Source organism: Tardiphaga sp. 841_E9_N1_2, assembly GCF_051811065.1.
GTDB classification, from domain to species: domain Bacteria; phylum Pseudomonadota; class Alphaproteobacteria; order Rhizobiales; family Xanthobacteraceae; genus Tardiphaga; species Tardiphaga robiniae.
In genome coordinates, this window is the sequence record NZ_JBPWQC010000001.1 from 4,046,022 (window position 1) to 4,068,548 (window position 22,527).

The window sequence follows — 22,527 nt, forward strand, 5'->3', positions numbered from 1 at the left end:
CCGAAAACGCCCAGGTGGTTGTGGCAGGCCGGCCGCCACGCAGGGTCCTTCACCACCCGCATCGATCGTGGCGACGTCGTCGCCGTGTGTGTTGGTGGCGCCATGGTCGCCGCGTCTGCGCTTGGCGCTGATGGTGTGAAGCGCATGCGCTGTGACACGGGCGGCCTCAAATCATAGCGCAAAAGCAGCGCAGGAGCGGGAGGACAAGATGACGACGTATGGCAATAGTTCCTCGGTAAGCGTCACCGGCTTGTCTTCACCGCCGTTCTGGATATGCGTACTGCTTGGCATCGTTCTGATTTTGGCCGGGCTCCTGATCCTCGGCGACGTCGTTCTCGCCACTGTCATCAGCACGCTGTTCATCGGCTGGACGGCCATTGCCGCTGGCGTGTTCGAAATGATCCATGCGTTCTGGACCAAGGGATGGGGAGGATTTCTGTGGCAAATCCTCCTCGCCATTCTCTATATCGCATTCGGCATCGTTCTGGTGCAACAGCCCGTCGCCAGCGCAATCATCCTCACCTATGTCCTCGGTATTTTGCTGCTGGTTTCCGGCGTCATTCGCGCACTGCTCGGATTTAGCCGCTGGAGCAAAGGGGGCTGGATCATGCTGGCTTCAGGACTGTTCGGCGTTCTGGCAGGTCTGGTTATTCTGACAGGTTTTCCCAGGACAGGCCTGTGGGTACTCGGCTCCCTGCTGGCCGTCGACATGATCTCTCACGGTTTGGCGTGGCTCGCTTACGCGTGGCAGCTGAGAACCAAGGCAGCATAGCCGCAGAAGGAACCATCAACGACGCAGACCACGTGGCGGAATAGAAATCTCTTAGTCAGGAGGATTGGAAATGTCAGATCTCGTTGCGATCATCTATCCATCCGAGGCAAAAGCCGAAGAGGTGCGGCAGCGTCTGTTCAAGCTGCAGAAGGAATATCTGATCACGATCAGCGATGCCGTTATCGCGGTTAAAACGGAAGCCGGTCCGGTCAAGCTGAACCAGTTGATGAACACCACCATGGCCGGTGCGGCCTCCGGCAGCTTCTGGGGATTATTGATCGGCGTACTGTTCCTGAATCCCCTTCTCGGCGTGGCACTGGGCGCCGCATCCGGTGCATTGGGCGGCGCACTGACGGACTATGGCATCAATGACGACTTCATGAAGGAGCTATCGGCAAACCTTCAGCCGGGAAATGCGGCGCTGTTCGTTCTCATCAAGAGCATCACTGCAGACAAGGTGCTCAAGGAAATCCAGGACGCCGGCGGCACTGTGCTGAAGACGTCCCTAGACGATGCCAAGGAGCAGGCGCTCAGGAACGCGCTCGCCAAGGCCACAACCGAGCCCCAGGCTCAGGCAGCACCAGCGGCATCCACGTCCACGGCATCCAAGCCCGCTGCCTGAGTTTGCGGGACTGGCATGAGTACAACAGAAGCGTCCGGCGTAGATATCTGCGCCGATTGCTCTTGTGCGTATCATCGCCGCGAATAACGAAGTCCGCCTGATCTTGCGCGGATCAAGCGGACTGTTGAATTTGCGTTTGAGGTGTCGTTGTCAGGCCGGCGACCTACTCCACCTTGCCCATTTCCTTGAGTACTTCATTCGCGGCCTTGAACGCATCGAGGCCGGCCGGGATACCGCAATAGACCGTGGCGTGCAGCAGCACTTCCTTGATCTCGTCAACCGTGACGCCATTGGTGATTGCGCCGCGCGTGTGCAGCTTGATTTCCGGCGCGCGGTTCAGCGCCGTCAGCATTGCAAGGTTCAGCATGCTGCGGGTCTTGCGATCGAGGCCCGGACGATTCCACGCATAGCCCCAGCACCATTCGGTGGTGATGTGCTGGAACGACATCATGAAGTCATTGGTCGACTGCATCGACTTGTCGACATAGGCCGCACCAAGCACTTCGCGCCGTGCGGCAAGACCGATATCGAACATCCCGCCCAGGGTGATCGTCTGATCGTAGCTCATATTGTAGTCCTTCCGTTTGCGATTGCTAAGGGTTCGACGTCGTTCGCCCGTCTGCCTCGATCATATGCCGAGATAGGCCGCGCGAACGGCAGGATTTTCATTCAATTCTGCAGACGTGCCTTGCAGTGCGATGCGACCGCTCTCCAGCACATAGCCGCGTGTCGCGACGTCGAGCGCCAGTCCGACATTCTGCTCCACCAGCAGGATCGACGTTCCACGGCTGTGGATCTTGGTGAAGGCATCGTGCATCTCTTCGACGACCTTCGGCGCCAGACCGTGGCTCGGCTCGTCCAGCAGCAACAGCTTCGGCTGCAGCATGAGCGCGCGCCCGACAGCGACCATCTGCTGCTCACCGCCCGACAGCGTGCCTGCCAATTGACCGCGCCGTTCGCGCAGACGCGGGAACAGCTCGAAGATACCTTCCATGCGCAACGACAGATCCTTGGCATGCCGCGCGGTGAAGGCACCGAGCATCAGGTTTTCTTCCACCATCATGTCCGTAAACACATGACGTCCTTCCGGAACATGCGCGATGCCCAGCATGGGGATGTCATGCGAAGCGCGGCTCGACAGATCATTGCCTGCAAAACGCAACGTGCCGGTGACATGCGGCACCAGGCGCGAGATCGCGCGAAGGATCGTGCTCTTGCCGGCGGTATTGGCGCCGATGATGCAGACGAATTCGCCTTCGAACATCTGCAGATCGATGCTGTGCAGGACTTCGATCTCGCCATAACCGGCATTGAGGCCCTTGATCTCGAGCAATGGCTGAGACGCACTCATTTATGGGCCTCCATCGAACGGCCGAGATAGGCTTCCACCACCACCGGATCGTTCGCCACCTGCTCCGGCGTGCCATCGGCCAGGAGCCGACCGAAATTCAGCACCAGGATGCGATCGCAGATCGTCATGATTGCGCGCATATGATGCTCGACAACCAGCAGCGTGATGCCGTCGTCGCGCAGCGAGCGGATCAGATCCATGATCTCCTGCATCTCCACCGGATTGAGCGCGGCCATCACCTCATCGAGCAGCAGCACCTTGGGGCCGGTACACAATGCGCGTGCCAGTTCGACGCGCGCGCGCTCGGGAAACGAGAGATTGCCGGCAAGCTTGTGGGCAACGGATTTGAGCCCGACGCGGTCGAGGCAGATCAACGCCTCCTTGCGCGCAATCTCGACATCGTGGCGCAACAGGCCTGCGGTGAGCACGTTGTCGAGCACCGAACTTTCGGCAAACAGCGCCACGTTCTGGAACGTCTTGGTCATGCCAAGCGCCGCAACCCTATGCGGCTTCTGGCCGACCACACTGGTGCCGTCGAGTTGAATGGTGCCGCTGTCGGGGCGAATGAGGCCAACCAGCGTGCTGAAGAACGTCGTCTTGCCGGCGCCATTCGGGCCGATCAGGCCGACGATCTGTCCTTTCGGCACCGAAAACGTCACGTCGGACAGCGCCTGAAGCCCGCCGAAGCGGCGCGAGATACCACGCACATCGAGAATGGTCATGAGCGTGCCTTGTTCGAGAAGCGTGCCATCAGTGAGTCGAACACGGTAATGAAGCCGCGTGGACGCCATAGAATGACAGCGATCAGAATGACGCCGAAGATCAGTTGCGACAGGCCCGCCGCGCCCGACGAGAACAGATCGTTCATCAGCTCCTCGACCGGAATGATAAACAGCGCGCCGAGGATCGGACCGATCGCCGTACCGACGCCGCCCAGAATGGCGATCAACGCGACGCGAATGGAGATGGAGGCGGCGCTGAACACCGTATCCGGATCGAAGAACACCGCGACCTGCGCATAGAGCGTGCCCAGCATGGCCATCAGCACGCCCGAGATAACAGCGGTCTGCAGCTTCACCTTGGTGGTGTCGATGCCGATCACTTCCGCAGCAGCCGGATTTTCCTTGATGGCGCGTAGCCGATAGCCCATCGCGCTGCGCCGGATCGCCTCAAAAATGAAGGTCACAACGATCAAAGCGATGAGCGCGATATAGGCATGCGGCAATAGCTGCTTGAAGGAATAGGCAGCGATGCTGGGCGGCACGAACGGCACCGACAGACCGACCGGCCCGCCTGTGAGCGACGACCAGACATTGGCGATGACGCGCATCACTTCGCCGAACGCCAGTGTGGCCAAAGCAAAGTAATGCCCCTGCAGTCGCATGGTCGGAACGGCAATGATCAGCGCGGCGATGCCACCGAGGAAGCCGCCGGCGAACATGCCGATCCACGGGCTGATGCCGAATTTCAGCACCAGGATGGTGGATGTATAGGCCCCTATGCCGAAGAAGGCGGCGTGACCAAGCGATGTCTGATTGGCCAGACCGCCGATGATATTCCAGACCTGCGCCATCGCGGCGAATAGCAGCGTGAAGGTGAGCACGCGGATCCAGTATCCGGTCGGGCTGAGCAGCAGCGGCAACACAGCCGCAATGGCGATCACAGCCAGAATTGCGATCCAGCGTTTCATCGGGATGCTCCTACGAGACCTTGCGGCCTCACCGCGAGCACGAAAATAAAGACGATGAACAAAATGAGGTTCTGCAACTGGATCGGAAAGAACAGCGAGGACAATGCCTGAATGACGCCCACCGCGAGCCCACCGACGACGGCACCCGCAACGCTGCCGAGACCGCCGAGCACAACGACGGTGAACATCAGCACGACGAACTGGCCACCGACCCCGGGGAATACAGTGACATAAGGCAGGATCACCGCGCCGCCGAAAGCCGTGAGGCCGACGCCGAGCGCGAATGCGATCTTGTACATCAATGCTGTATCGATCCCCATCAGCTGCGCGGCCATCGGGTTCTGCGCCGTCGCGCGCATGGCGCGGCCGAACCAGCTCGTGCGCATGAACCACCACAGGGCCAGGCCGCAAGCCAGCGACATGCCGAAGGCGATCAGATACGGCACGCTGATGAACAGCGCGCCGAGCGACAGCGACATGGTCTGGTAGGACGTGGTTACCGAACGAAACTGCGAGCCGAACAGCAACAGCGATCCGTTCTCGATGACGATCAAGAGTCCGACGGTGAGGAAGATCTGCGCTACCGACGGTGCCTTCAACACGCGCGCAATCAACTGCCCCTGCACCAGCCAGCCGATGCCGAACGCCACCGCGAAGGACAGCGGCGCGGCCAGCACCGGATCAAGGCCGAGATAAGCCCAGGCGAACCAGGACACGAACATGCCGATCATCAGGAATTCCGCCTGCGCGAAATTCACGATGCCCATGACACCATAGACCAGCGTCAGGCCGATGGAGATGACGGCGTAAACGCCACCAACCAACAACCCGTCGATTATTGCTTGTAGAAATGACACTGCGATCTTTCTTCAGTTCGTCAGGACTTCCAGACCGCCGTGCCCTTGGCGACATCCTTCGGCCAGACCGTGACGAGCTCCTTGTTGCGCCATTGCGCCATGACGGGAACCGACAGGATATTGAGGCCAGTGCTGTCGAATTCGACGGCGCCGCCGGTCATCGCCTTGGTCCAGCCGCCGGTGAACTTCGCGCCGCGCAGCGCCATGGTGACGTCCTCGGCCTTGGCCGACTTCGCCTTCTCGATCGCCTGCACCAGCACGTCGAGCGCGACGGCGTGTTCCAGCGCCTCATGCACCATGAAATAGCCGAAGCGCTTGCGAAAACGCTCGGTGAGATCCGGCGCGAGATCATAATTGGCCGGCGCGATCGACAGCACGTTCTCGGCGAATTCGCCGAGCCCCTTCTCGAAATCCGGAATAACATAGCCGGCCGCGCCACCGATGGCCGGAATCGTGATGCGCTGCTGGCGCATGGTGCGGATCAGCAGCAGGCTGTCATTGAGATAGGACACCGGGAAGACGGCCTGGGCACCGGACGCACGCAGCTTGTTGATCAGCGGCGTGGTGTCGGTGATTCCCAGCGGATAGGCATCGTCCATCGCGATGTCGATATTGGCTGCCTTGGCAGCGGCACGAAGGCCGGCCGCCTGCGCGGTGCCATAGGCGGTGTCTTCATACATGATCGCGATCTTGTCGATCTTGGCGCCGGATGCCTGCGCAATCGCCAGCGTGTAGTCGAGCTGCGCCTTGCCGAGCGCCGACGCCTTGGCGACGATCTGGAAGATGTTCTTGAAACCGCGACCGGTGATCTGGTCGGCGAAGGACATGGTGAGCAGCGGAATGTCGCGACGCTCCGTGACTTCCGAAATGGCAATGGTCAGCGATGATGCGAATGCGCCGAGGATCGCCGTCACTTCGTTCTGGGTGATGAGGCGCTGCGCAACGGTGCCCGCCGTGGTGGGCGTCGAGGTCGCATCCGCAACGATCAGATTGATCTTGGCGCCGCCGAGCGCCTTGATGCCGCCGGCTGCGTTGATCTCATCGGCAACCAGCTCGATGCCGTTGCGCGAATTGATGCCGAACTGCGCATTGGCGCCCGACAGCGGCATGATCACGCCGATATTGACCGGCTTCGCCTGCGCGCGTGCCGACGAAACAATCATCGGGCTGGCCAGCAGCGACGCGGTTCCGGCGAGCAGCGAACGTCGGCTCAGGCCACCACGATGGGAGGTTGTCTTGGACATGGGCGTTTTCTCCGAATGCAGAACGGCCTTTGCGGCTTCGTCGGCAATTCGACATAAAACAGACGAGCGGTCAAGCTGCTTGACAGATTGTCTGATAAACGGTCAACTTGACGCATGACAAAGATCGAATCGGACCTGAATGTCTCGCGGGAATCGACCAGCCTGCGACTGCTGGTTGAAAATCGACTACGCTCTGCAATCGGTAGCGGGCTGTTCAAGCCTGGCCAGCGGCTGATCGAGCGTGAGCTGTGCGAACAGGTCGGCGTCGGCCGCACCTCGATCCGCGAGGCGCTCCGGCAACTGGAGGCAGAGGGTCTCGTCACTACGATCCCGCATCGCGGCCCGATCGTCAGCACCATCAGCGTCGAGGAAGCCGAGCAGCTCTATGATCTGCGCGCTCTGCTGGAGGGTTATGCCGGCCGTGAATGTGCGCGGCTGCGCGACCCGGTGATCATCGAACGATTGCGCAAACAGTTCGTCCAGATGGGCGCGGTTGCCGGTCAGGAAGACCGCAGCGACCTGTTGGCCGCCAAGACTGAATTCTATGCTGCGCTGCTCGAAGGCTGCGGCAATGTTTTCGTCGAACGCTTTCTGAAAATGCTGCTGAACCGCGTCACGGTGCTGCGCATGACGTCGATGACCCAGTCCAATCGCATCGGCCGCAGTCTTGCCGAAATCGAAACCATCCTTGTCGCAATCGAGGCCGGCGACGAAGATGGCGCCGAGCAGGCTTGCGTCCAGCACATCAAGAATGCCGCCGCGATAGCGCTGGAAGCGCTGCGGCGCGATAATCCCTGACCAGCGCGATCACCTGCCGCGCCGGATATCGCATAAAATAAGAACTTGAAGAGGAACGCCCGTGTCGAATTCAGCCGCCATCAATCCGCCCGCCAAGATCGCCGTCATCGGCCTCGGCAATATGGGACGCCCCATGGCCGCATGCATTGCGCGCGCGGGCTATCAGGTGGTTGGCTTCGATACGTTTGCAGAAGCCCGCGCCAAATATGCCGAAGCCGGCGGCACGTCAGCTGCGACCGTCGATGAAGCCGTTAAGGACGCAGCCGCGGTCATCACGCTGCTGCCAGATGGCAAGATCGTGCGCGCGGCCGTGGAAGGCTTCAAGGGGAAGCTCGCGCCGGGCACGGTGGTGATCGATATGAGCTCCTCCGCTCCGATGGGCACGCGCGCGCTCGGCGAAGAACTGATCGCGGCAGGCCTTGCTTTCATCGACGCACCGGTGTCGGGCGGCGTGAAACGCGCCGTCGACGGCACCCTGGCGATCATGGCCGGCGGCGACGGCAAGACCATCGATCGCGCCGATCCCGTGCTGAATGCCATGGGCAAGTCGGTATTCCGCACCGGCCCGCTCGGCTCCGGTCACGCCGCCAAGGCGCTGAACAACTATGTCTCGGCCGCGGGTCTCGCCGCTGCCGCCGAAGCCGTTGCTATCGGTGGACAGTTCGGCATCGATCCGAATGTCCTTGTCGACGTGCTGAACGCCTCCACCGGACGCAACAACTCGACCGAAAACAAGCTCAAGCAGTTCGTCATTCCCGAAAAGTACACCTCGGGCTTTGCGATGGCCCTGATGGCGAAGGACATCCGCACCGCCGACGAACTCGCCCACCAGATCGGCATCAACGCGCCGCTGGCAGATGAAGTCGCCGCACTGTGGGACGCCGCACTGGAGAAACTCGGACCGTCGGCCGACCATGTCGAGATTGGCCGCTATCTCACTGCCAGGAAGTAGGTGACGTTGGGCATGGGCCTGATCGACGAGCTTCGCAATCGACTTGCGGTCGCGATTGCCGCGCCGGAGGTGCAATCTTTCGCGCGCGGACTGGATCTTGAAATTCAGTTTGGGATCGACGAGGCCGCCGTCGCGATCGCTTGTCGCAACAACCAGCCGGTTGTCAGTATACCCAGCAATGCGCCGGACATCGTGCTATCCGGACCAGCCACAGCATGGCTGAAGGTGCTGGCGCCCTGCCCGCCGCCGACCTACCATTCGTTTTCATCGATCCAGCTGCGTAACACCAGCTTCACCGTGACCGGCGATGCGCTGGTTATTGCGCAGGCCCGCGCATTCCTCGAGGCCGTGTTCGCGAATCTCACGACGCCAGCCGCGCATGCGGTCGAAGTCGATCTCACGCGCCTTGAGGGCCGCTATCACCGCGTGCACAGCGCCGGCGGGCAGATTGCCGAAATCTATTCAGAGGCCACGGGTACCGGCAGGCCAGTGCTGTGCCTCCACACAGCCGGAGCGGATACGCGGCAGTTTCACGGCGTGATGTGCGATCCCGAACTCGGGCGCGACTGGCGCCTGATCGGCTTCGACATGCCGCAACACGGCCGCTCCATGCCGCCCGCCGGTTGGGATGGCAGCATCTATCAGCTCGATCAGCCGACCTATCTGGACTGGTGCGCGAGCTTTATCGAACAGGCGATCGGCGAACCCGTTGTGGTGATGGGCTGCTCGATGGGCGCCGGCATCGCCATGGCGCTCGCCGCAGAGCGACCTGATCTCGTGAAAGCCGTGATCGCGCTCGAAGCGCCTGTGCGCCCACGCGGCCGTCGGAACGAGTATCTCACGCATGCACGCGTCAATGGCGGCTGGCATTCGGCAGCCTATGTGCGCGGATTGATGAGCCCATCCAGCCCCGCCGAAGACCGCCGACGCGCTGCATGGATCTATTCGCAGGGTGCGCCGGGCGTCTATGACGGCGATCTGGCTTTCTATTCGGACGAGTTCGACGGCGAGCAGACCGCCAAGCTCATCGATGGCCACAAGATCCCGGTGCATCTCCTGATCGGTCACTACGACTTCTCTGCCACCGTGAGCGATGCCTACGCGCTTGCCGAATGGATCGAGGGTGCCGTGGTGACCGAGATGCCGGAGCTCGGGCATTTTCCGATGACGGAGAACCCGCCAAAGATGCTGGACTATCTGCGTCCCGTCTTCCAGGCACTGCGTCGTTTGCCGCTTTAAATGCGCAAGATTCAATCCGGAGGTTGCAGCCCCGGCGACGCCACCCAATTTTCGACCTTCGCGTAAAAACGAAACTGCTGTGCTTTCTTAAGCAACTCGTCTCTCTTCGGGCCGGGCTCCAAGGCGTCAGCTCGCTCGGCGCAATTTTTCGCCATTCGCGCGTAGTCACTGGGTGTCATATGCGAATCCCCCGATTCGGCGTTGGCATACTACCAATCTAAATCTGGGCGAAAATTAGTTCTGAAGATCAATCTCAAGCCGGTGCGATATCTGAGTATTCACAGACACGGCTACATCGAGTTTTTTTGTGCCACCATAACGGTCGGATCGGCCAGGCTCGGTACGACGATCAATCGCTTCACGGCGCCTGCTTTGTAAGCCTGCAAGAACGTTGCGTAGTCCTTGAACGATACGCAACCGTTCGAATCTCCCTTTGGTCCCATCAGGTAGCTGTGCGTAAGCAATCCGGCGCGGCCAAACAGATCACCTTGACCCACCGGCTTCATTCTCAATGCTTCAACGCCGTGAAAAGGCTTCTCTCGCTTGCTCAGTTCATATATCTGCGGTGGCGTCGCACCTCGATCATGGACGTGGACTTGCGTTGGATCGTCCATCAGTTCGCCAAGTCCGGAGTGAGCCTCGAGCCGCGTTCCGTCGGGCATGTAAACGGTGCGGGCGGAAATGTCGTAAAGCGCCGTCCGCGTTTCCGCCAACGTTGGAGGTGCACTGTCCTTTCCATCGCCGGAGATTCCACCCTCGGGTGACGCAGATGCCAAAACAGTTTCAGACGGCTGTAGCATCGCAAAGACTTTTTTAAGTGCTGCGCTTACGTTGGACAAAGGATCAGACGGTGTTGACGCTTGATCGGGCAGAGACACAGCAATCAAATTGGCCGCCGACGGCCGGACTCTCGGTAGCGGCACTTTTCCATTCGCCGCCGAGATTCCGAGCGAGCTGTCGGCGGGAAGCACTGGCTGCGATCGCATTGCTTGCGCGAGCTGGGACTTAGCCCGCTGAACTTCTAATTCGACATTAGAAGCCGACACTTCAAAATCAAACGCTTGCGGAAAACGCTGAATGAACGAGATGTCGTCGAGCTGCGGACTACTTGGATTTTTCGCCTTAAAGAAGCTCAGTACATTTTGAGGCTCTTGAACATACGCGCATAGCGTCAAAGCCGCAGCGAGGGCTCCGACAGACGCAGCAGCGATCACAATTCGAGATCTACGCAATTGATGCCCCGGACACGACGCAAAAAGGCTACCCAATGATTCAGGCTCAAATCAAGCCAACGAGCCTGACGTATTAGGCCATTTTGGCCTTGCCAGACTTTGCGCCACTCCGGAAGGTCCGTCTCCCAGAGCGAGAGAGTCCTTTTCCAGTCCAGCCTGCCTAAACAGGCTCGCTAAAAAACCAGCCATCGACGCAGACGTCATCTTGTTACCGCGCACGGGGCGCGGAAGGACGACGGCCGGCTCGCAAATGGATCAGATGGTTAGGAGGGGGTGCTGGCGGAGAGAGTGGGATTCTCTGCCAAACGACGTGTAAGTTATTGATCTTACTGCTGATGCATGCGCCTCGGGCTTCCGATGTGGATACAAAGCCGATGGAGCCTCGTCAATGGCGTAATACGGTGCTCAAGGCTCTTGGGAGCCCTTCGTCCGCTCAGGCGTGTTGATCTCAAGCGAGTTCTATTCACGGGGTTACCCCCGCGCACGCTCGACCGGCTTACTCGTCGGGTTTTATTGTCCAGAAAGGCGTTGCCATCGCCGCCTCGATCATGGTTTGCGCGTGAGGCTTGTATTTCGCCTTACCATCAACGAATTCCACCGGGCCAAATAATGAAAACCAAAGTCTAAGTTGGTTTGTATCTGTCGATGCAGAAGCAGCGGCTATCAACGAATTAACCAGCCTGACATTTCCGTTCTTCTCGATTTGTGCCAGGACAGAGCACGCGAGACCGTGAAAATTGCGACTGAGTTCCTCTCCGCTGGCAATGAGTGACTCGAAGTCGATCTTCGAGCTCAATTCGTCAAAAGCCATCGACGGATGGCAATCCTGCTGCGTTGTTTTCGGCGGGCTCGGCTCAAAGCGCTGGCGCTTGCTGTCATCTATCAACCTCAGAGTCGGTCGCGTACGGTCCATCTTTGTCATTGGGCTTCACTCTCAGTTGTTCAGCGACGCATCTTCATCGTCACGAAGACTTCATGGAAGGTTGGCCGGCGTGACGACGCACCTCCATGCAGTATCGGCAAGGCTCGTTCCTCTTGGCCATCGCCACCCCCATGATTCTTCTCTAGGTTGCAGCATATAGTGCTAGTTCCATGGGTGGGAAGCGAGAGGGCGGCATGCGCACAGCGACGATATTTCTGGCACTTCTGGTGACCACCGTAGGCTGCCTGGCGCAGGACATCGGCATAGGCCCGGGGATCACGGGGCAGGACCTCAACGACTACGTGCGTGTCACAAAACTGACCTGCGAGCAGCAGCAGCACGAAAGCCCTATCATGAAGGAAGCCGGTATCGCCCCCGCGAAAGTGTCTGAATACTGCGACTGCTATGCGGCTGGCATCGGGGCGGCAACAACCAAGGCGGAGGCTGTCTTGTTGATGCGTACCCGGAAACGGCCGCCGTCGTTGATTGAGAAGTCGACGACGCTCGGCCAGTTCTGCGCGGAACAGATATTCGGAGCGGTCAAGTGACTGACGACGATTTGGCATACAGGGAGCTGATCGCCGCCTTGGATGGCATCGCGCAGGGCAAAGGGCCGAACGACTACGTCTCGTTGGATGGCGCCGATAGCTTCGAGATCCTGACGGCGCTGCACAACGCCTCCGGGTTGAAGGGCGACTTCGCTGGCGACCACATGAACATCGTCAGGGCAGCGCTGTCGGCTTGGAGGGCGAAGTACATCAGAGACGACATTATCGCCGTCGTCGCTGCCCTGCTCAAGAAGGTGGCGGCACAGTGAGAAAATGGGTCGCGCTGGGCTTTTACATGGCTCTGATCATCGGCGGCGGCTGGTGCACGTACGAATGGCTGATCAACGGCGGCCGAGGCATCATGTTCAAGGCTGGCGCCTTCGTGGCGGTGTTCGGCCTCTACCTGCTGTGGGCGGACTTCATCTCGTCGAACCGGGAGCCTCTCTGATGGGCATCAGAGATTGGCTAGGCGGAAAGCGGGGCGTCGACCGCGAGATCCAGGAGATGATGAATCCTCTGATCGCTTGGCGCCTGCAGCACTTCGTGGCGTTCCCACGAAACGAGGACGGGTACGTGCGGCACTACTTCCAGTTCCTCGACAAGGAGCGTGTTCGGGTCGAGTTCATCGTATTTTACCATGAGACACTTGGCGGCCTGGAGCAGCAACATACCGCGTACCGCAAGGCACCCGAGGATTCGTATGGCCTGCTAAGTCAGCGTGGACCGTGGTCTATGGCAATCGGCTTCCTTACCGATCTAGGACGAACGCTTCCGACGAACACGCAGCCAACCCAAGGCCACCACGTCCTCGGGGTGTCGGTGGGAAACCCACGGCGGGACGAGCAAGCAGAGGAGCCGAAGTCGCCGCACCAATGGCAAAGGACGACGGCTCCCCAGCCCGAGCCCAAACCTGAGGACGCCGAAGAGCCGGACCTCGACGGCTTCGAGATCGGCGAAATCCTGCAGTTCAAGCCCTTCGATGCCGTGGCGCGGATCGTGGACCTTGAGCCCTTCGAGGGAGACGGCGACGACACCTATCGGTTCGTCATCGAATTCCCAGACGAGGAGGCGGAGCTGCGCGTTCCGGTAACGAAGCTGCGAAACCTAATGTCACGTCAGTCGCGTGTGCACGCGGACGAAGACTTAGCAGACCTCGACGAGGAGGAGGATGACCAACCGATCATGGAGCGGCACGGTTTCAAGGTCGACGAATACGTCGTTTATCCGGAGCACGGCATCGGAAAGATACTCGCCATCGAGCAGCAAGATATCGCCGGCGCAAAGCTTGAACTCTTCGTCATCAACTTCAAGACCGCCAACATGACGCTGCGCGTGCCGACGGCGAAGCATCAGGCAATAGGTATGCGGCGGCTGGCGGACGAATTGTGAGGCCGCTCCAGCTCTCGGCGCGGCCGTCTGGCGTACCGGCAGCGCTGGAAATCAAGAAGTGCGCGCGGAAACGCCCAAAGCATCAATTTTCAGGATTCTAACAAGGGTTCGCCAAAATCCGTGACCCGTACGCATGGGTTTTATGGCCTTCGTCGGGGTGCGTGGGTGTTTGCCTGCCCGGAAAACGATCCTCCCCAATCAACGCGGCAGCATCGACCTCGGACCTGTTCCACGTGATTCTGGCCAGTCTGAGAGCGGTCCCGACGATGACGTTCCGGAAGGCGACGCTGCGGCCGGATCGACGGCGGCGATGAGACGGCTTCCGGAAGCGCACCAATCCCGGAGGCAACGATTCGGCGCGCGCATGACGGCGATGGCGAGACGCGGCCATTCGTCCACCGGGATCGTTAGGAAGTACATTTGGAGGGCAAGGTCGTCGGCAACGTCGGTGCGAAGCCCGAGCACGTCGCACCACGGTCGGCATCCCTGCCGGCTACGCCGGTGATGCTCATGTCGGCGCGCAACCGGTTCGTCGGCGCGGACCCATGCGCCGAAGTCCAGCGAGTAATACGACCACTGCGCACGCGGTGACCTTCCGGAAGCGCGGTCGAGGACGTAGCGCCGCAGGACGTGCGGGGCGACGGTCATTTCGGACCGTGTGCGCCGCTCGGGCCGACGCTCGGCTTGTCTTTCTCGGGCTCGGCAAAAGCCACTTTCCGACCAGGAGGAGCCTTGTAAGCTTCGAGTTCGACGGCGCCGAGCTTCCGGAAGCGAGCGAGGTGTGGAACGATTTCAGCAATCGGCTGCGCCGCGAGCTCTTTCCGCTGATCGTCGTCGAGGTGGATTCCGACGAAAGCCTGCAAGGTGCCTGGAAGCTTCTTGGCGGCTTCGATGTCGCCCCGCGCGGCGTCGAGCAAGTGCTGCGCTTCGATGATTTCCGTCCTGACAGCCGAGATCGTTTTTGTCTTCGCGGCCGCGGCTTCCTGCTCACGCTGCCATGCCTGCTGAATACCTTGAGATGGTCGGCAATTGCCGATCGCGATGCCTTCACGCATCGCGGCGATCCACAGGCGGTCTTGCTCGGCCTGTGTCCAAGCGCCGTTAAGCTGAACTGAGCTACCCCACGCATCTTTAGCCTTAGTGAGTATGGCTGCGACCGCGTCGTCGGTGAGGCCTCCGTGAATATCGAGCCGGTTGCCGGTGTCGCGAATGCGCGCAGTGCCCGCGTTGATCCAACAGCCGTCCGGGCCACCGGTCGCGGAATAGCCGCGCACCGACCACCACATTACGAGCGATTTGATAGTGTCCTCGGAAGTTTTCGCTACTTTGAGTGCGTCGGCATCGGCGCCGACCGACGCTGTCTTTGCGAGGTGATACACCTCGCCGCTGACATGCGCGGCGAGTGCTGCGGCGAGAACTTGAGCCCTTCCGGAAGGGCCCCACGTGCGAACAGATTTTCTGGCCGCATCATATTCGATCCAACCACCATCGGTTGTCATTATGCGCGACGTTGTGTTGCCCGGAGACGGCTGCTTAATCATGTGCAGATCAAGCGCAAAAGCATGCGCGTTGAATCCCTTCGGCGCGATTTTGCTGAGGATTTTTGCCTTGTAATCCTGTGCTTTGAGCTCCCTCATGACGTCCCTCCTTGTTGCATTTATTGCTTGTAAATCGATAGTGCTCAGTGCGAGCGAAGCGGCGCGGTCGCGCACGCGCTTTCGATGCGCTGCAGGGCTTCGTTCTGGTTCTGCAGAATTTGAACAATCGCCTGCAGCAGGTCCTTGATTTCCTCGATCGGGCTCGTCGTCTCGTCCCCGTCCTTCAGCAACTCCAAGAGCGGCAGCAGGCTCTGTGCCGCCTGCCGAGCCCCCGTTGCCTCGTTCAGAATTTCGTCGCTTTGATCGAACATTTTTGGCTTCCTCCACGGTCTGAAAACGGATTCCTGCGAGCCGCTTGCGGACGGCGGCGGCCGTGATCTTGTCCTCGCCTGCAGCACGTGCGGCGGCGGCGAGAACACGATTAAGACTGTGTGTCCCGCCCGCGCGATCCACTAAAACGAGCCCGCGCTCGCCGGTCGTGACGGATGAGCCGAAGGTGTGCAATGCGACCGCAAATGACTTTGCGTCATCGGATGAGCGCCAGGCCGCGAAAGCCTCAGATCGAATGTCATCGATCTGTACCGCCGTGCGCTCGGCTTGAGCGCGTTGGCGCGGTGTCGAGTGTGCGATACCGCGACGTCCATCGAGAAGCCCCGCCGCTTCCATTGCGTCGGCAACGTCGGCGCGGCCGTCCCTGCGCAGCGCAGCGGCTGCAGACCGATTGTGCTTGCCTTTGGTGAACGGCAAGCCACATTCGAATTCTGTGATCCTCGACACTTTTTCCCGGCGCGCGTGATCATGCGCGAGCGACACGACGGAGCCATTTTCACACACGAGCGAATAGACAACGTGTCCGTGCTTCCGGCCGTTTTTGGTATGGAAGACGCCCGCGCGCTGGGCGCTCTCAAATCCGAATTCCGCTTCGTAGTGCCGCATGAACTTTTCGATGACGGCTTCCGGATCGGCACAATCAGGCGGCGGGTCTATGTGCACGTGGTGCACCGGGCGCGACGTACGGCCGTGCGCCGAGGTCAGAAGCAGGTCGTCGATTTGCTCGCGCAGCGTCTCGCCCATGAGGCTTCGAGGCAGCATGATCTCAACGGTCTGGTTGCCTTTCCGCGACATCAGATGTCGCGCAAGGGCGGGGCCGCCGGTGCCGCGCGTTGCGCCCGCGATCATTCTTGCAACCTCTGAAACAGGCGGACACCTTCGATTTTGAGATCGCGAATGTCCCTGATCGCGGATTCCATCGCAGCGTGTTCCGGAACGTGGCCCGCCTCGCGGAGACCTTTTGACAATTGAACCGCTGCGCCGTTGAGGCGGTTGACGGCAGACATCAGCCGGGAAAGGGCGGCGACGTCGGCATCGGGAAGGAACGCGCGGCGCCGCGGCGGAGACGGGGGCAAGGCCGGAAGGGATGCGCCTTCCGGAATGGCTCTAATGATCGCGACGCGAGCGAAACCTGAAACTGACGTCTCGGCCGATGCGGCTGCGGCCATGAGTGCTGCGGACGTCGCGGAATCAAGGCGAACTGACAGAATTGAGGGCATGACACACACACAGTGAAACGACATCACCAATGATGAGTCTGCCGGCGCGATTTGAACAAGCCATGCAGTCCGACGCGATGCCCGCGCGGACAAACCATAGTGTGTGACGACGGCTTGAATAATGTGCAACCCATGTCGTCATACGATGACGGCGAAACGGCTGCAGGAAGCCGCTTCGTGGGGGTTGAGGGGGAGGTTTCCTCCCACCTCACCAGCTTGGGGTCAGCAGCGAAGCGTATGACACCATGGCTGGCTAACTTCGATTTCGCTTCTCAAAGGAGACAATGTGACGTCGCGAGGGTTGAAACAAAATCGAAACGGGGGACGATCATTGACTTGTTGACCCCTGCACAAGTGGAAAAGCCGTAGCGTTCCTACCGACGGCAAAAAGGCCCCAAGTATTTCGGGGCCTTTTCTTCGTAGAGTGCCGATCTAGCGATCACCGCACCGCTGCGCGAGAGCGATCAGGATCTCGGCGTCGTCATCACGCGGCCTTCTCGGTCGGCGTTACGACCGTGACACGGTTTTGCCGACGCATCGTCTCAACGGATTTCTCCGCCTGATCTTGCGAGATGCGGATGTCGATCTTTTCGATAGAGCGCGGGTACACATCACAACGCTGGTAATTGACGAGACGCCATCCATCTTTCGCGCGGCGCAGTGTGACATCGGCACCGCTGACCGAATAGCGATATGCCGCCGCGGAAGGCCCTGCTGAGCGGGCTGTCGCAACTGCGCCACGACGATGTGTCGGCGCGAGAAACAGCTTCGACAAGCGAGCCTCAGCCTCCATAGCGAGGCGTTGCACATCGGCTACGGTATACGTCCAAGAAGTCGCAGCCCCGCGAATAGCGCTGATGTGCTCATTCAATGCGTTGGTGTCAGCCACCGCGATGCCGTCGGTACGTTTAGCCATCTAAAACTCCTTCCTACTCGTTATTCATGGCCGCATTAGCGCGGTCACTCACATAGGCTGTAACGATCTTTCGAGCGTGCCAAGTGCCTCGGCGCAAGCGCTAAGGACATAACAATCGAAAATGCCAGGTCTTGCCTCAAAAACGCTCGATAAAAAAAATCTCGAGACATAGGTTAGCGGTGACTGCAAGAGTCGCCGCTAGCTATCATGCTGCGACTAAGCCGCTGGCAAACCCTCACTCAACCGCCGCCAATTCGGGCCGATGCTGAGCGATGATTTCCGAAAAATCGGCATCATACCCGAGCATGTCAGGGTAGCAACGCGGGTGCTGGGCGATGAAATTGAAGACCGCTATAACGTCATCCACGATGTGCTCATCCACCCCCCAGAGAGCAGTAAGGTCGAAGGCGCCGCAATTGGGAGCGTTCCACCACGCCAGCAGGAACTCGGCGACCCTGCGCGACTGACCGGTATCTGATTTCGCAATCGCGATTAACCGTTCAAGCGCATCTTGCGCGATATCGCCGCTCAACGGGTTATTTTCGGCGACGGTTATTAGAAAATTCAGGCGCTCAATTAGGGCGCTTTCCGCGTCGTGAAGCTCCGACATCACGCGGCCTCGCGTGACAAAAGAGCTTCTGCGCGAGCGCGAAGAATCTCTTTAGCTTGAGTCAAAGAGACGGCGAATCCCGCCGCAACAACGTCATCCGTATCCGCCAGCAATTCAAACTTCCAACGCCGCTGTGCGCAGCGCTCGACCCACATACCCATTGCTGCTTCTCCACCGAAACGAGACTCGGCATAGTAGAGGCCTGCCGTCAGGCAGCCGCGAGGTCGCCAAGAAGAAATCCGCGCCTTCGGCAACTGCGGGCGGAGTCGGTAAACGTTGTCGGTCATGAGTACCTCCTTTGTCGTGATTGACGGCGACAACCCAATCAGATGCTACAAAAGCTGTCCAGGCCTCAACAACGCCGGGAAATAGCGGAACCGCTATAAAACAAGGGGTATACGGATTCGCGTAGTTCCGGTCGCAAGGAGTCAATCCTTGGCCGCAAGCATTCGATTTGCGAGCGCAAGGATTCGCCCCTCTGAAGTTTTTTCACGCGCCAAGCATTCGGCGACGGTGCGGTGTCTTGTCGCACGGTGTTTCGATGGGCCTTCCTGCGGCGAACGAATGCGACGTCGTAGTCATCAGTCGACCTTCCGTGTCAGAGAAGCTGGACGGCGGAAGGCGATGATGGCCGTAGAATCTGTTGGAGCGTGCCTTTCGTCGCTTCGATCTGCGTGGATGGGTGTTGAGCCAACTGCGGCGTTCCTACCGTCCATTGCTCCCCGTGCATCCGTTGTGCGGCATCGCGAGCTCTAGCCACAGTCTGCGGGGCTGGATCACGGGCGCTGCTTCATGAAGTTGGGCTGACGAATGACACGCTTGACGAGAGGAGGAACAACAGAAGGGATTGAAGGATCGGGCCGGGAGAAATCCACTACAGAATCGCGGACCGTAACGGCGACGGAGCCAGAGGGAAGAGAGGAGATCGAACCATCCCCGTCAGAGGAGAGAGCCTCGGGCGGGCCGCCGCCCCCCACACCCCTGTAGGAGGATTCGATCGATTTCCCTTCAACCGTCTGGGATCGGTTTACCAGAACGGGGTATGCGGCATCCTCATCGGAATCCGCCTCACCGTCGTCGTCCTTCCCCACCTTGCGCTGCGCTTCGGTCACCCGATCGAAGGCTTCCTTCATTACCCTGACGAGCCGTTCACGAGCCGACGCCGGAACGATGAAAGAATCGTGAACTGGAAGAACGGTGATGCCGTGACGAACGGTCATCTCAGTCAGCACGATCTTGGCCATCTCGCTGTCTAGGTTTTGAAGGCGAATGCCGATTCCAGAATGAAAAAACTTGCGGACGCGGAAGTGCCGACGCTTGATCGCCTCGATCAGCTTGAGCGCGGACGCTTCGTCACCGGCATACCCCGAGATGGACGCCTTGGCCTCAAAAAAATTGCCTGCGTTCAGGAGGACGTTGAAAGCGCGTTTGCACAGTTTCCGGTCCCAGCCGTCGATCGTATACGCATCGCCCACGAGAACTTCTCCGGCGTGAGCGTAGAGCAGGCGAGGATGAAGCTGTTCGTAGTCCTCTTCCACGGTCCGTTCACCGTCGATGATGAAGTGTTTGCGGTCGGCCGCGCGCACGCTCTGCCACCAGCCGCCGTAGTAGCGGCCGCCGAGGGTCCAGCCGCCGTTGTAGACGCGGTAAAGCTCGGTCATCTCCGGATAGACCGAATGCTCGCCGTGATCGTCATCGGTCTTGAAACGGATCACGTGAGCGTTCTGTTCGGCAATCGTCGGCGCGTCGAGAACGATCTCCGCATTCCGGATGCGTGCGTTGACGGCCTCGGTGACTTTGCGGTCGGCGACCGTGCGGCGGGTCTCCTGATAGGCGATGAGCTTGCCCGACTTCGCGTCCTTCATCTTGATGACGTCGCCTGGGCGACGCACTGCTGCTGTTGGGATCTCACGGACGCGATAGAGGACCGGCGATCCGATAAACGACGACTGCCAGCCGGTACCGGTGATTCTGGAAGTAGCTTTGAAATGCTCGATTAGTAGTCCGGTCATCACGAGCCGATCGACCGCTCCCACGACCGTGTCGTAGCCATAATCGGTCGCACGGTAACGCGCCGGGACAACATAAAAATCATGAGACCGGGAATACGACGTACGCTGGAAAGGCCCGGCCAGTATGACGTCCACCACGATGGAGGCCATGACGCGCTCCATTTTTTTGCTTGAGCAAGACGGCAGCCCGATGAGCGCGTTGAGCGCGTCGTAGTCGGCCGACCAGCGGAAGCAAAGCTGGCGGTCGCGGCGGGTGACGCCTTCCGGAAACCGGAATGGCTTGGCTTCCACGCCGGTGGAGCGAGCGTTGACAGATTCAAGATTCTTAACGACCATTGAAGCACTCCGAGAGATGCCCCCGAGAGCGGTTACAGCCGCGGTGACCGGGGGTTATCTTTTGATGCTCAGAGGAATCCTCGCGCCGGTCAAACCGCGTGACACGCTGCCGAGGTCGTCGAAACGCGAATCATCAGCAGATCATTGGCAAACAGACGTTTGGACCGAATGGCCACCACTGACTAGGCCGCCGAACTAACGACGTTTGCGTTTCGACGGATTCTCGGCCCAGAAGCCGTAACGGAGGAATCAGTTACGGCTGGGATGCGCAAAGTGAGAGTTTGTTGATTAACTTGCCGGAACTGCAGGGCCGTCCTTCTGGGGCGGCCGTGCCATGTTTGAAATAGTCCAAGTATAACCAGCGCTTTCATCAATCATTTTGGAAGTGGATTAGACGCCTTTCTTGAGACGACGAACCAGATGCAACGCGTCAGACGCGTTCTTTACCCACGAAAGCTTCAGCTGCGCGTCGACGTCCCCGTCATGGGGGTCGACCATAAAGCACATACCGTCTTCAGCGTTCGACAAGCTCAGGAATGCTCTGGCAGAAACCCACTTTTGGGACTGGCTCCCCGACGTTCCTGTAGGATGATAAATGACTTCGAAGTAATCGCCGAATATTCCGTGCGGATGATCGAGGGCCCACCCCGCGTCGCGTAGTGCGTGGTGCGCTGCGTTGAACGGTCCAGCGACCCCGACCAATTCGGTAAAACGCTCAATCTGGCGCCATCGGCCTGCGACGGTGTTAGGCCATCGACTGTCGCAGAAGGCATCCTCTCGCGTGATGACGTCTGCGACCGTGGCAGGCGTCTCCGCGAGTCCGATCGGATCGGCATGAGCCATGTCTACCCAGCGAAGATTCTTTAATCCTGCTTTCTCCAGTGTTCTTGAACCATCATAGTTGAACGCATCGTTCGAGATCGTTCCGTCACTCTTTGCGAAAACCTCGTTCGCCATTCCGGCTTGAACGTATCCGAACGGATCGTCAAAAGCGAAAATAGCGTGATCTTGCATGCAGCGTTTCGATTTGAACGCCTGGCTCTCGTCGAGCGAATCGAGGACGTTCGCGGCGGCCTTCGCCATGTATTCGCTGATGATGTCAAAGGTGCTGAAGTCCCATCTGACATGGTCTGCGGGAATGGGGATGATGATGACCCGACTGTCCCCAACAAAGCCGGTGACGAAGGTTCCGTATCCGGATTTCGTCTGAAGAAACGACTTCGACATGCCAGCGACGCGCTTTGCTGTCCGGATCAGACCGGCCTTCATTTCAGACGATAGTTTCACTCGTATTTGGTCTGTCACCGGGCGCGGGCTGCTTGCGCGGGCGATGGATACATCGACTGGAGCCGTGTCCTCAGCCAACACGGTTAGCGTGCCGGTCAGGCTGTCCTGTTTCATGGTCAGCCAGGCTTGTGGGAAATATCGGCGAGATAGGTCCATGTTGCCGGACCAATACTCGCGATGCCCCTCTTCGTTGCTCACCGCGAGGATCGCGCCTTCAGGCCTAACGTAAACCTCGATTTCCAGGACCACGCCCGCTTCCGTTTCCGCCTCTCCAGGTATTGGGGTGGCATCCGTCAACTCTGACGTCTCGGAGATAGTGCATGGATGCTTGTCCCAATCCGGCCAAAGCGTGTCGAAGAATACGCGGCCACCGTTGGAAGCTTTGAAAAAGTAAACCCGCTCCATGCAGACGGGGCAGCGCGCGTTCGGATAGATAATGCCACGCTCAGTATGTGCTGCGGGCGAGAACGCGACAGCCGGTGATGGCGTCCGCAACGTTGCCGCATCCCATTCATCGCGGGCGACATCGTGCTCGCGCACAGGAAATGTCGTCCCGGATGAATTTGTGCGATAGTGGGCGGATCGTCTAAATCTGCTCATGA

The 22,527-nt window shown here is 59.6% G+C and carries 24 protein-coding genes; 9 read left to right on the forward strand and 15 right to left on the reverse strand.

Annotation, left to right across the window (positions count from 1 at the left end; genetic code table 11):
• Positions 1–208 precede the first annotated feature (208 nt).
• Positions 209–772, forward strand: coding sequence for an HdeD family acid-resistance protein (locus tag AB8A50_RS19450; protein WP_439078639.1), 564 nt, complete (start codon positions 209–211; stop codon positions 770–772).
• A 70-nt stretch (positions 773–842) separates the two neighbouring features.
• Positions 843–1,394: a DUF1269 domain-containing protein gene (locus AB8A50_RS19455; RefSeq protein WP_093757596.1), complete on the forward strand. Its 552-nt coding sequence runs from the start codon at positions 843–845 to the stop codon at positions 1,392–1,394.
• A gap of 163 nt (positions 1,395–1,557) precedes the next feature.
• On the opposite strand, the gene AB8A50_RS19460 is transcribed toward AB8A50_RS19455, so the two are convergent.
• From AB8A50_RS19460 to AB8A50_RS19485, 6 genes are read right to left on the reverse strand one after another with little or no spacing between them, the layout of a single operon-like run.
• Complete coding sequence (locus AB8A50_RS19460) at positions 1,558–1,962, reverse strand: carboxymuconolactone decarboxylase family protein (RefSeq protein WP_068729678.1); 405 nt, start codon at positions 1,960–1,962, stop codon at positions 1,558–1,560.
• A 60-nt stretch (positions 1,963–2,022) separates the two neighbouring features.
• Positions 2,023–2,745 carry an ABC transporter ATP-binding protein gene (locus AB8A50_RS19465; protein WP_439078640.1) on the reverse strand — a complete coding sequence of 241 codons (723 nt, stop codon included), beginning with the start codon at positions 2,743–2,745 and terminating at the stop codon, positions 2,023–2,025.
• The gene (locus AB8A50_RS19470) at positions 2,742–3,467 is read right to left on the reverse strand and encodes an ABC transporter ATP-binding protein (RefSeq protein ID WP_439078641.1); all 726 of its coding nucleotides are present in this window, start codon (positions 3,465–3,467) and stop codon (positions 2,742–2,744) included. Before AB8A50_RS19470 ends, AB8A50_RS19465 begins: the two co-directional genes overlap by 4 nt.
• A complete protein-coding gene (locus AB8A50_RS19475; protein WP_439078642.1) occupies positions 3,464–4,435 on the reverse strand; it encodes a branched-chain amino acid ABC transporter permease in 972 nt (323 codons plus the stop codon). The genes AB8A50_RS19470 and AB8A50_RS19475 overlap by 4 nt, the downstream gene beginning before the upstream one ends.
• The gene (locus AB8A50_RS19480; RefSeq protein ID WP_089263519.1) at positions 4,432–5,292 is read right to left on the reverse strand and encodes a branched-chain amino acid ABC transporter permease; all 861 of its coding nucleotides are present in this window, start codon (positions 5,290–5,292) and stop codon (positions 4,432–4,434) included. Before AB8A50_RS19480 ends, AB8A50_RS19475 begins: the two co-directional genes overlap by 4 nt.
• Positions 5,293–5,312: 20 nt before the next feature.
• Positions 5,313–6,536 carry an ABC transporter substrate-binding protein gene (locus tag AB8A50_RS19485; protein WP_120287479.1) on the reverse strand — a complete coding sequence of 408 codons (1,224 nt, stop codon included), beginning with the start codon at positions 6,534–6,536 and terminating at the stop codon, positions 5,313–5,315.
• 114 nt (positions 6,537–6,650) lie between these two features.
• On the opposite strand from AB8A50_RS19485, the gene AB8A50_RS19490 reads away from it, so the two are divergent.
• From AB8A50_RS19490 to AB8A50_RS19500, 3 genes are all read left to right on the forward strand, one after another.
• Positions 6,651–7,334: a GntR family transcriptional regulator gene (locus AB8A50_RS19490; RefSeq protein WP_439078643.1), complete on the forward strand. Its 684-nt coding sequence runs from the start codon at positions 6,651–6,653 to the stop codon at positions 7,332–7,334.
• Positions 7,335–7,395: 61 nt separating this feature from the next.
• A complete protein-coding gene (locus AB8A50_RS19495) occupies positions 7,396–8,286 on the forward strand; it encodes an NAD(P)-dependent oxidoreductase (RefSeq protein ID WP_439078644.1) in 891 nt (296 codons plus the stop codon).
• Entirely contained in the window at positions 8,287–9,525 is a 1,239-nt protein-coding gene (locus AB8A50_RS19500) for an alpha/beta fold hydrolase (protein ID WP_439078645.1), read from the forward strand.
• 290 nt (positions 9,526–9,815) lie between these two features.
• Here AB8A50_RS19500 and AB8A50_RS19505 read toward each other — a convergent pair whose 3' ends face one another.
• On the reverse strand, positions 9,816–10,739 hold the full coding sequence (locus tag AB8A50_RS19505) for a DUF2778 domain-containing protein (protein WP_439078646.1): 924 nt from the start codon (positions 10,737–10,739) through the stop codon (positions 9,816–9,818).
• A gap of 514 nt (positions 10,740–11,253) precedes the next feature.
• The gene (locus AB8A50_RS19510; RefSeq protein WP_439078647.1) at positions 11,254–11,679 is read right to left on the reverse strand and encodes a hypothetical protein; all 426 of its coding nucleotides are present in this window, start codon (positions 11,677–11,679) and stop codon (positions 11,254–11,256) included.
• Positions 11,680–11,873: 194 nt separating this feature from the next.
• Between AB8A50_RS19510 and AB8A50_RS19515 the strand changes: the two genes are divergently transcribed.
• From AB8A50_RS19515 to AB8A50_RS19530, 4 genes are read left to right on the forward strand one after another with little or no spacing between them, the layout of a single operon-like run.
• Positions 11,874–12,227 carry a hypothetical protein gene (locus AB8A50_RS19515; protein WP_439078648.1) on the forward strand — a complete coding sequence of 118 codons (354 nt, stop codon included), beginning with the start codon at positions 11,874–11,876 and terminating at the stop codon, positions 12,225–12,227.
• Positions 12,224–12,496 (forward strand): hypothetical protein, encoded by a 273-nt coding sequence (locus AB8A50_RS19520; RefSeq protein ID WP_439078649.1) that lies wholly within the window; start codon positions 12,224–12,226, stop codon positions 12,494–12,496. The genes AB8A50_RS19515 and AB8A50_RS19520 overlap by 4 nt, the downstream gene beginning before the upstream one ends.
• Positions 12,497–12,522: 26 nt before the next feature.
• Positions 12,523–12,675, forward strand: coding sequence for a hypothetical protein (locus AB8A50_RS19525; RefSeq protein WP_439078650.1), 153 nt, complete (start codon positions 12,523–12,525; stop codon positions 12,673–12,675).
• On the forward strand, positions 12,675–13,616 hold the full coding sequence (locus AB8A50_RS19530; protein WP_439078651.1) for a CarD family transcriptional regulator: 942 nt from the start codon (positions 12,675–12,677) through the stop codon (positions 13,614–13,616). Before AB8A50_RS19525 ends, AB8A50_RS19530 begins: the two co-directional genes overlap by 1 nt.
• A gap of 644 nt (positions 13,617–14,260) precedes the next feature.
• On the opposite strand, the gene AB8A50_RS19535 is transcribed toward AB8A50_RS19530, so the two are convergent.
• From AB8A50_RS19535 to AB8A50_RS19565, 7 genes are all read right to left on the reverse strand, one after another.
• On the reverse strand, positions 14,261–16,393 hold the full coding sequence (locus AB8A50_RS19535; protein ID WP_439078652.1) for a relaxase/mobilization nuclease domain-containing protein: 2,133 nt from the start codon (positions 16,391–16,393) through the stop codon (positions 14,261–14,263).
• A complete protein-coding gene (locus AB8A50_RS19540) occupies positions 16,390–16,713 on the reverse strand; it encodes a hypothetical protein (protein ID WP_439078653.1) in 324 nt (107 codons plus the stop codon). Before AB8A50_RS19540 ends, AB8A50_RS19535 begins: the two co-directional genes overlap by 4 nt.
• Positions 16,714–17,248: 535 nt before the next feature.
• Positions 17,249–17,680: a hypothetical protein gene (locus tag AB8A50_RS19545; protein ID WP_439078654.1), complete on the reverse strand. Its 432-nt coding sequence runs from the start codon at positions 17,678–17,680 to the stop codon at positions 17,249–17,251.
• 235 nt (positions 17,681–17,915) lie between these two features.
• Positions 17,916–18,290: a DUF7673 family protein gene (locus AB8A50_RS19550; protein ID WP_439078655.1), complete on the reverse strand. Its 375-nt coding sequence runs from the start codon at positions 18,288–18,290 to the stop codon at positions 17,916–17,918.
• On the reverse strand, positions 18,290–18,577 hold the full coding sequence (locus AB8A50_RS19555) for a hypothetical protein (RefSeq protein ID WP_439078656.1): 288 nt from the start codon (positions 18,575–18,577) through the stop codon (positions 18,290–18,292). The genes AB8A50_RS19550 and AB8A50_RS19555 overlap by 1 nt, the downstream gene beginning before the upstream one ends.
• Before the next feature lie 489 nt (positions 18,578–19,066).
• On the reverse strand, positions 19,067–20,638 hold the full coding sequence (locus tag AB8A50_RS19560) for a hypothetical protein (RefSeq protein WP_439078657.1): 1,572 nt from the start codon (positions 20,636–20,638) through the stop codon (positions 19,067–19,069).
• A gap of 390 nt (positions 20,639–21,028) precedes the next feature.
• Positions 21,029–22,465 carry a hypothetical protein gene (locus AB8A50_RS19565; protein ID WP_439078658.1) on the reverse strand — a complete coding sequence of 479 codons (1,437 nt, stop codon included), beginning with the start codon at positions 22,463–22,465 and terminating at the stop codon, positions 21,029–21,031.
• Positions 22,466–22,527: the final 62 nt, after the last annotated feature.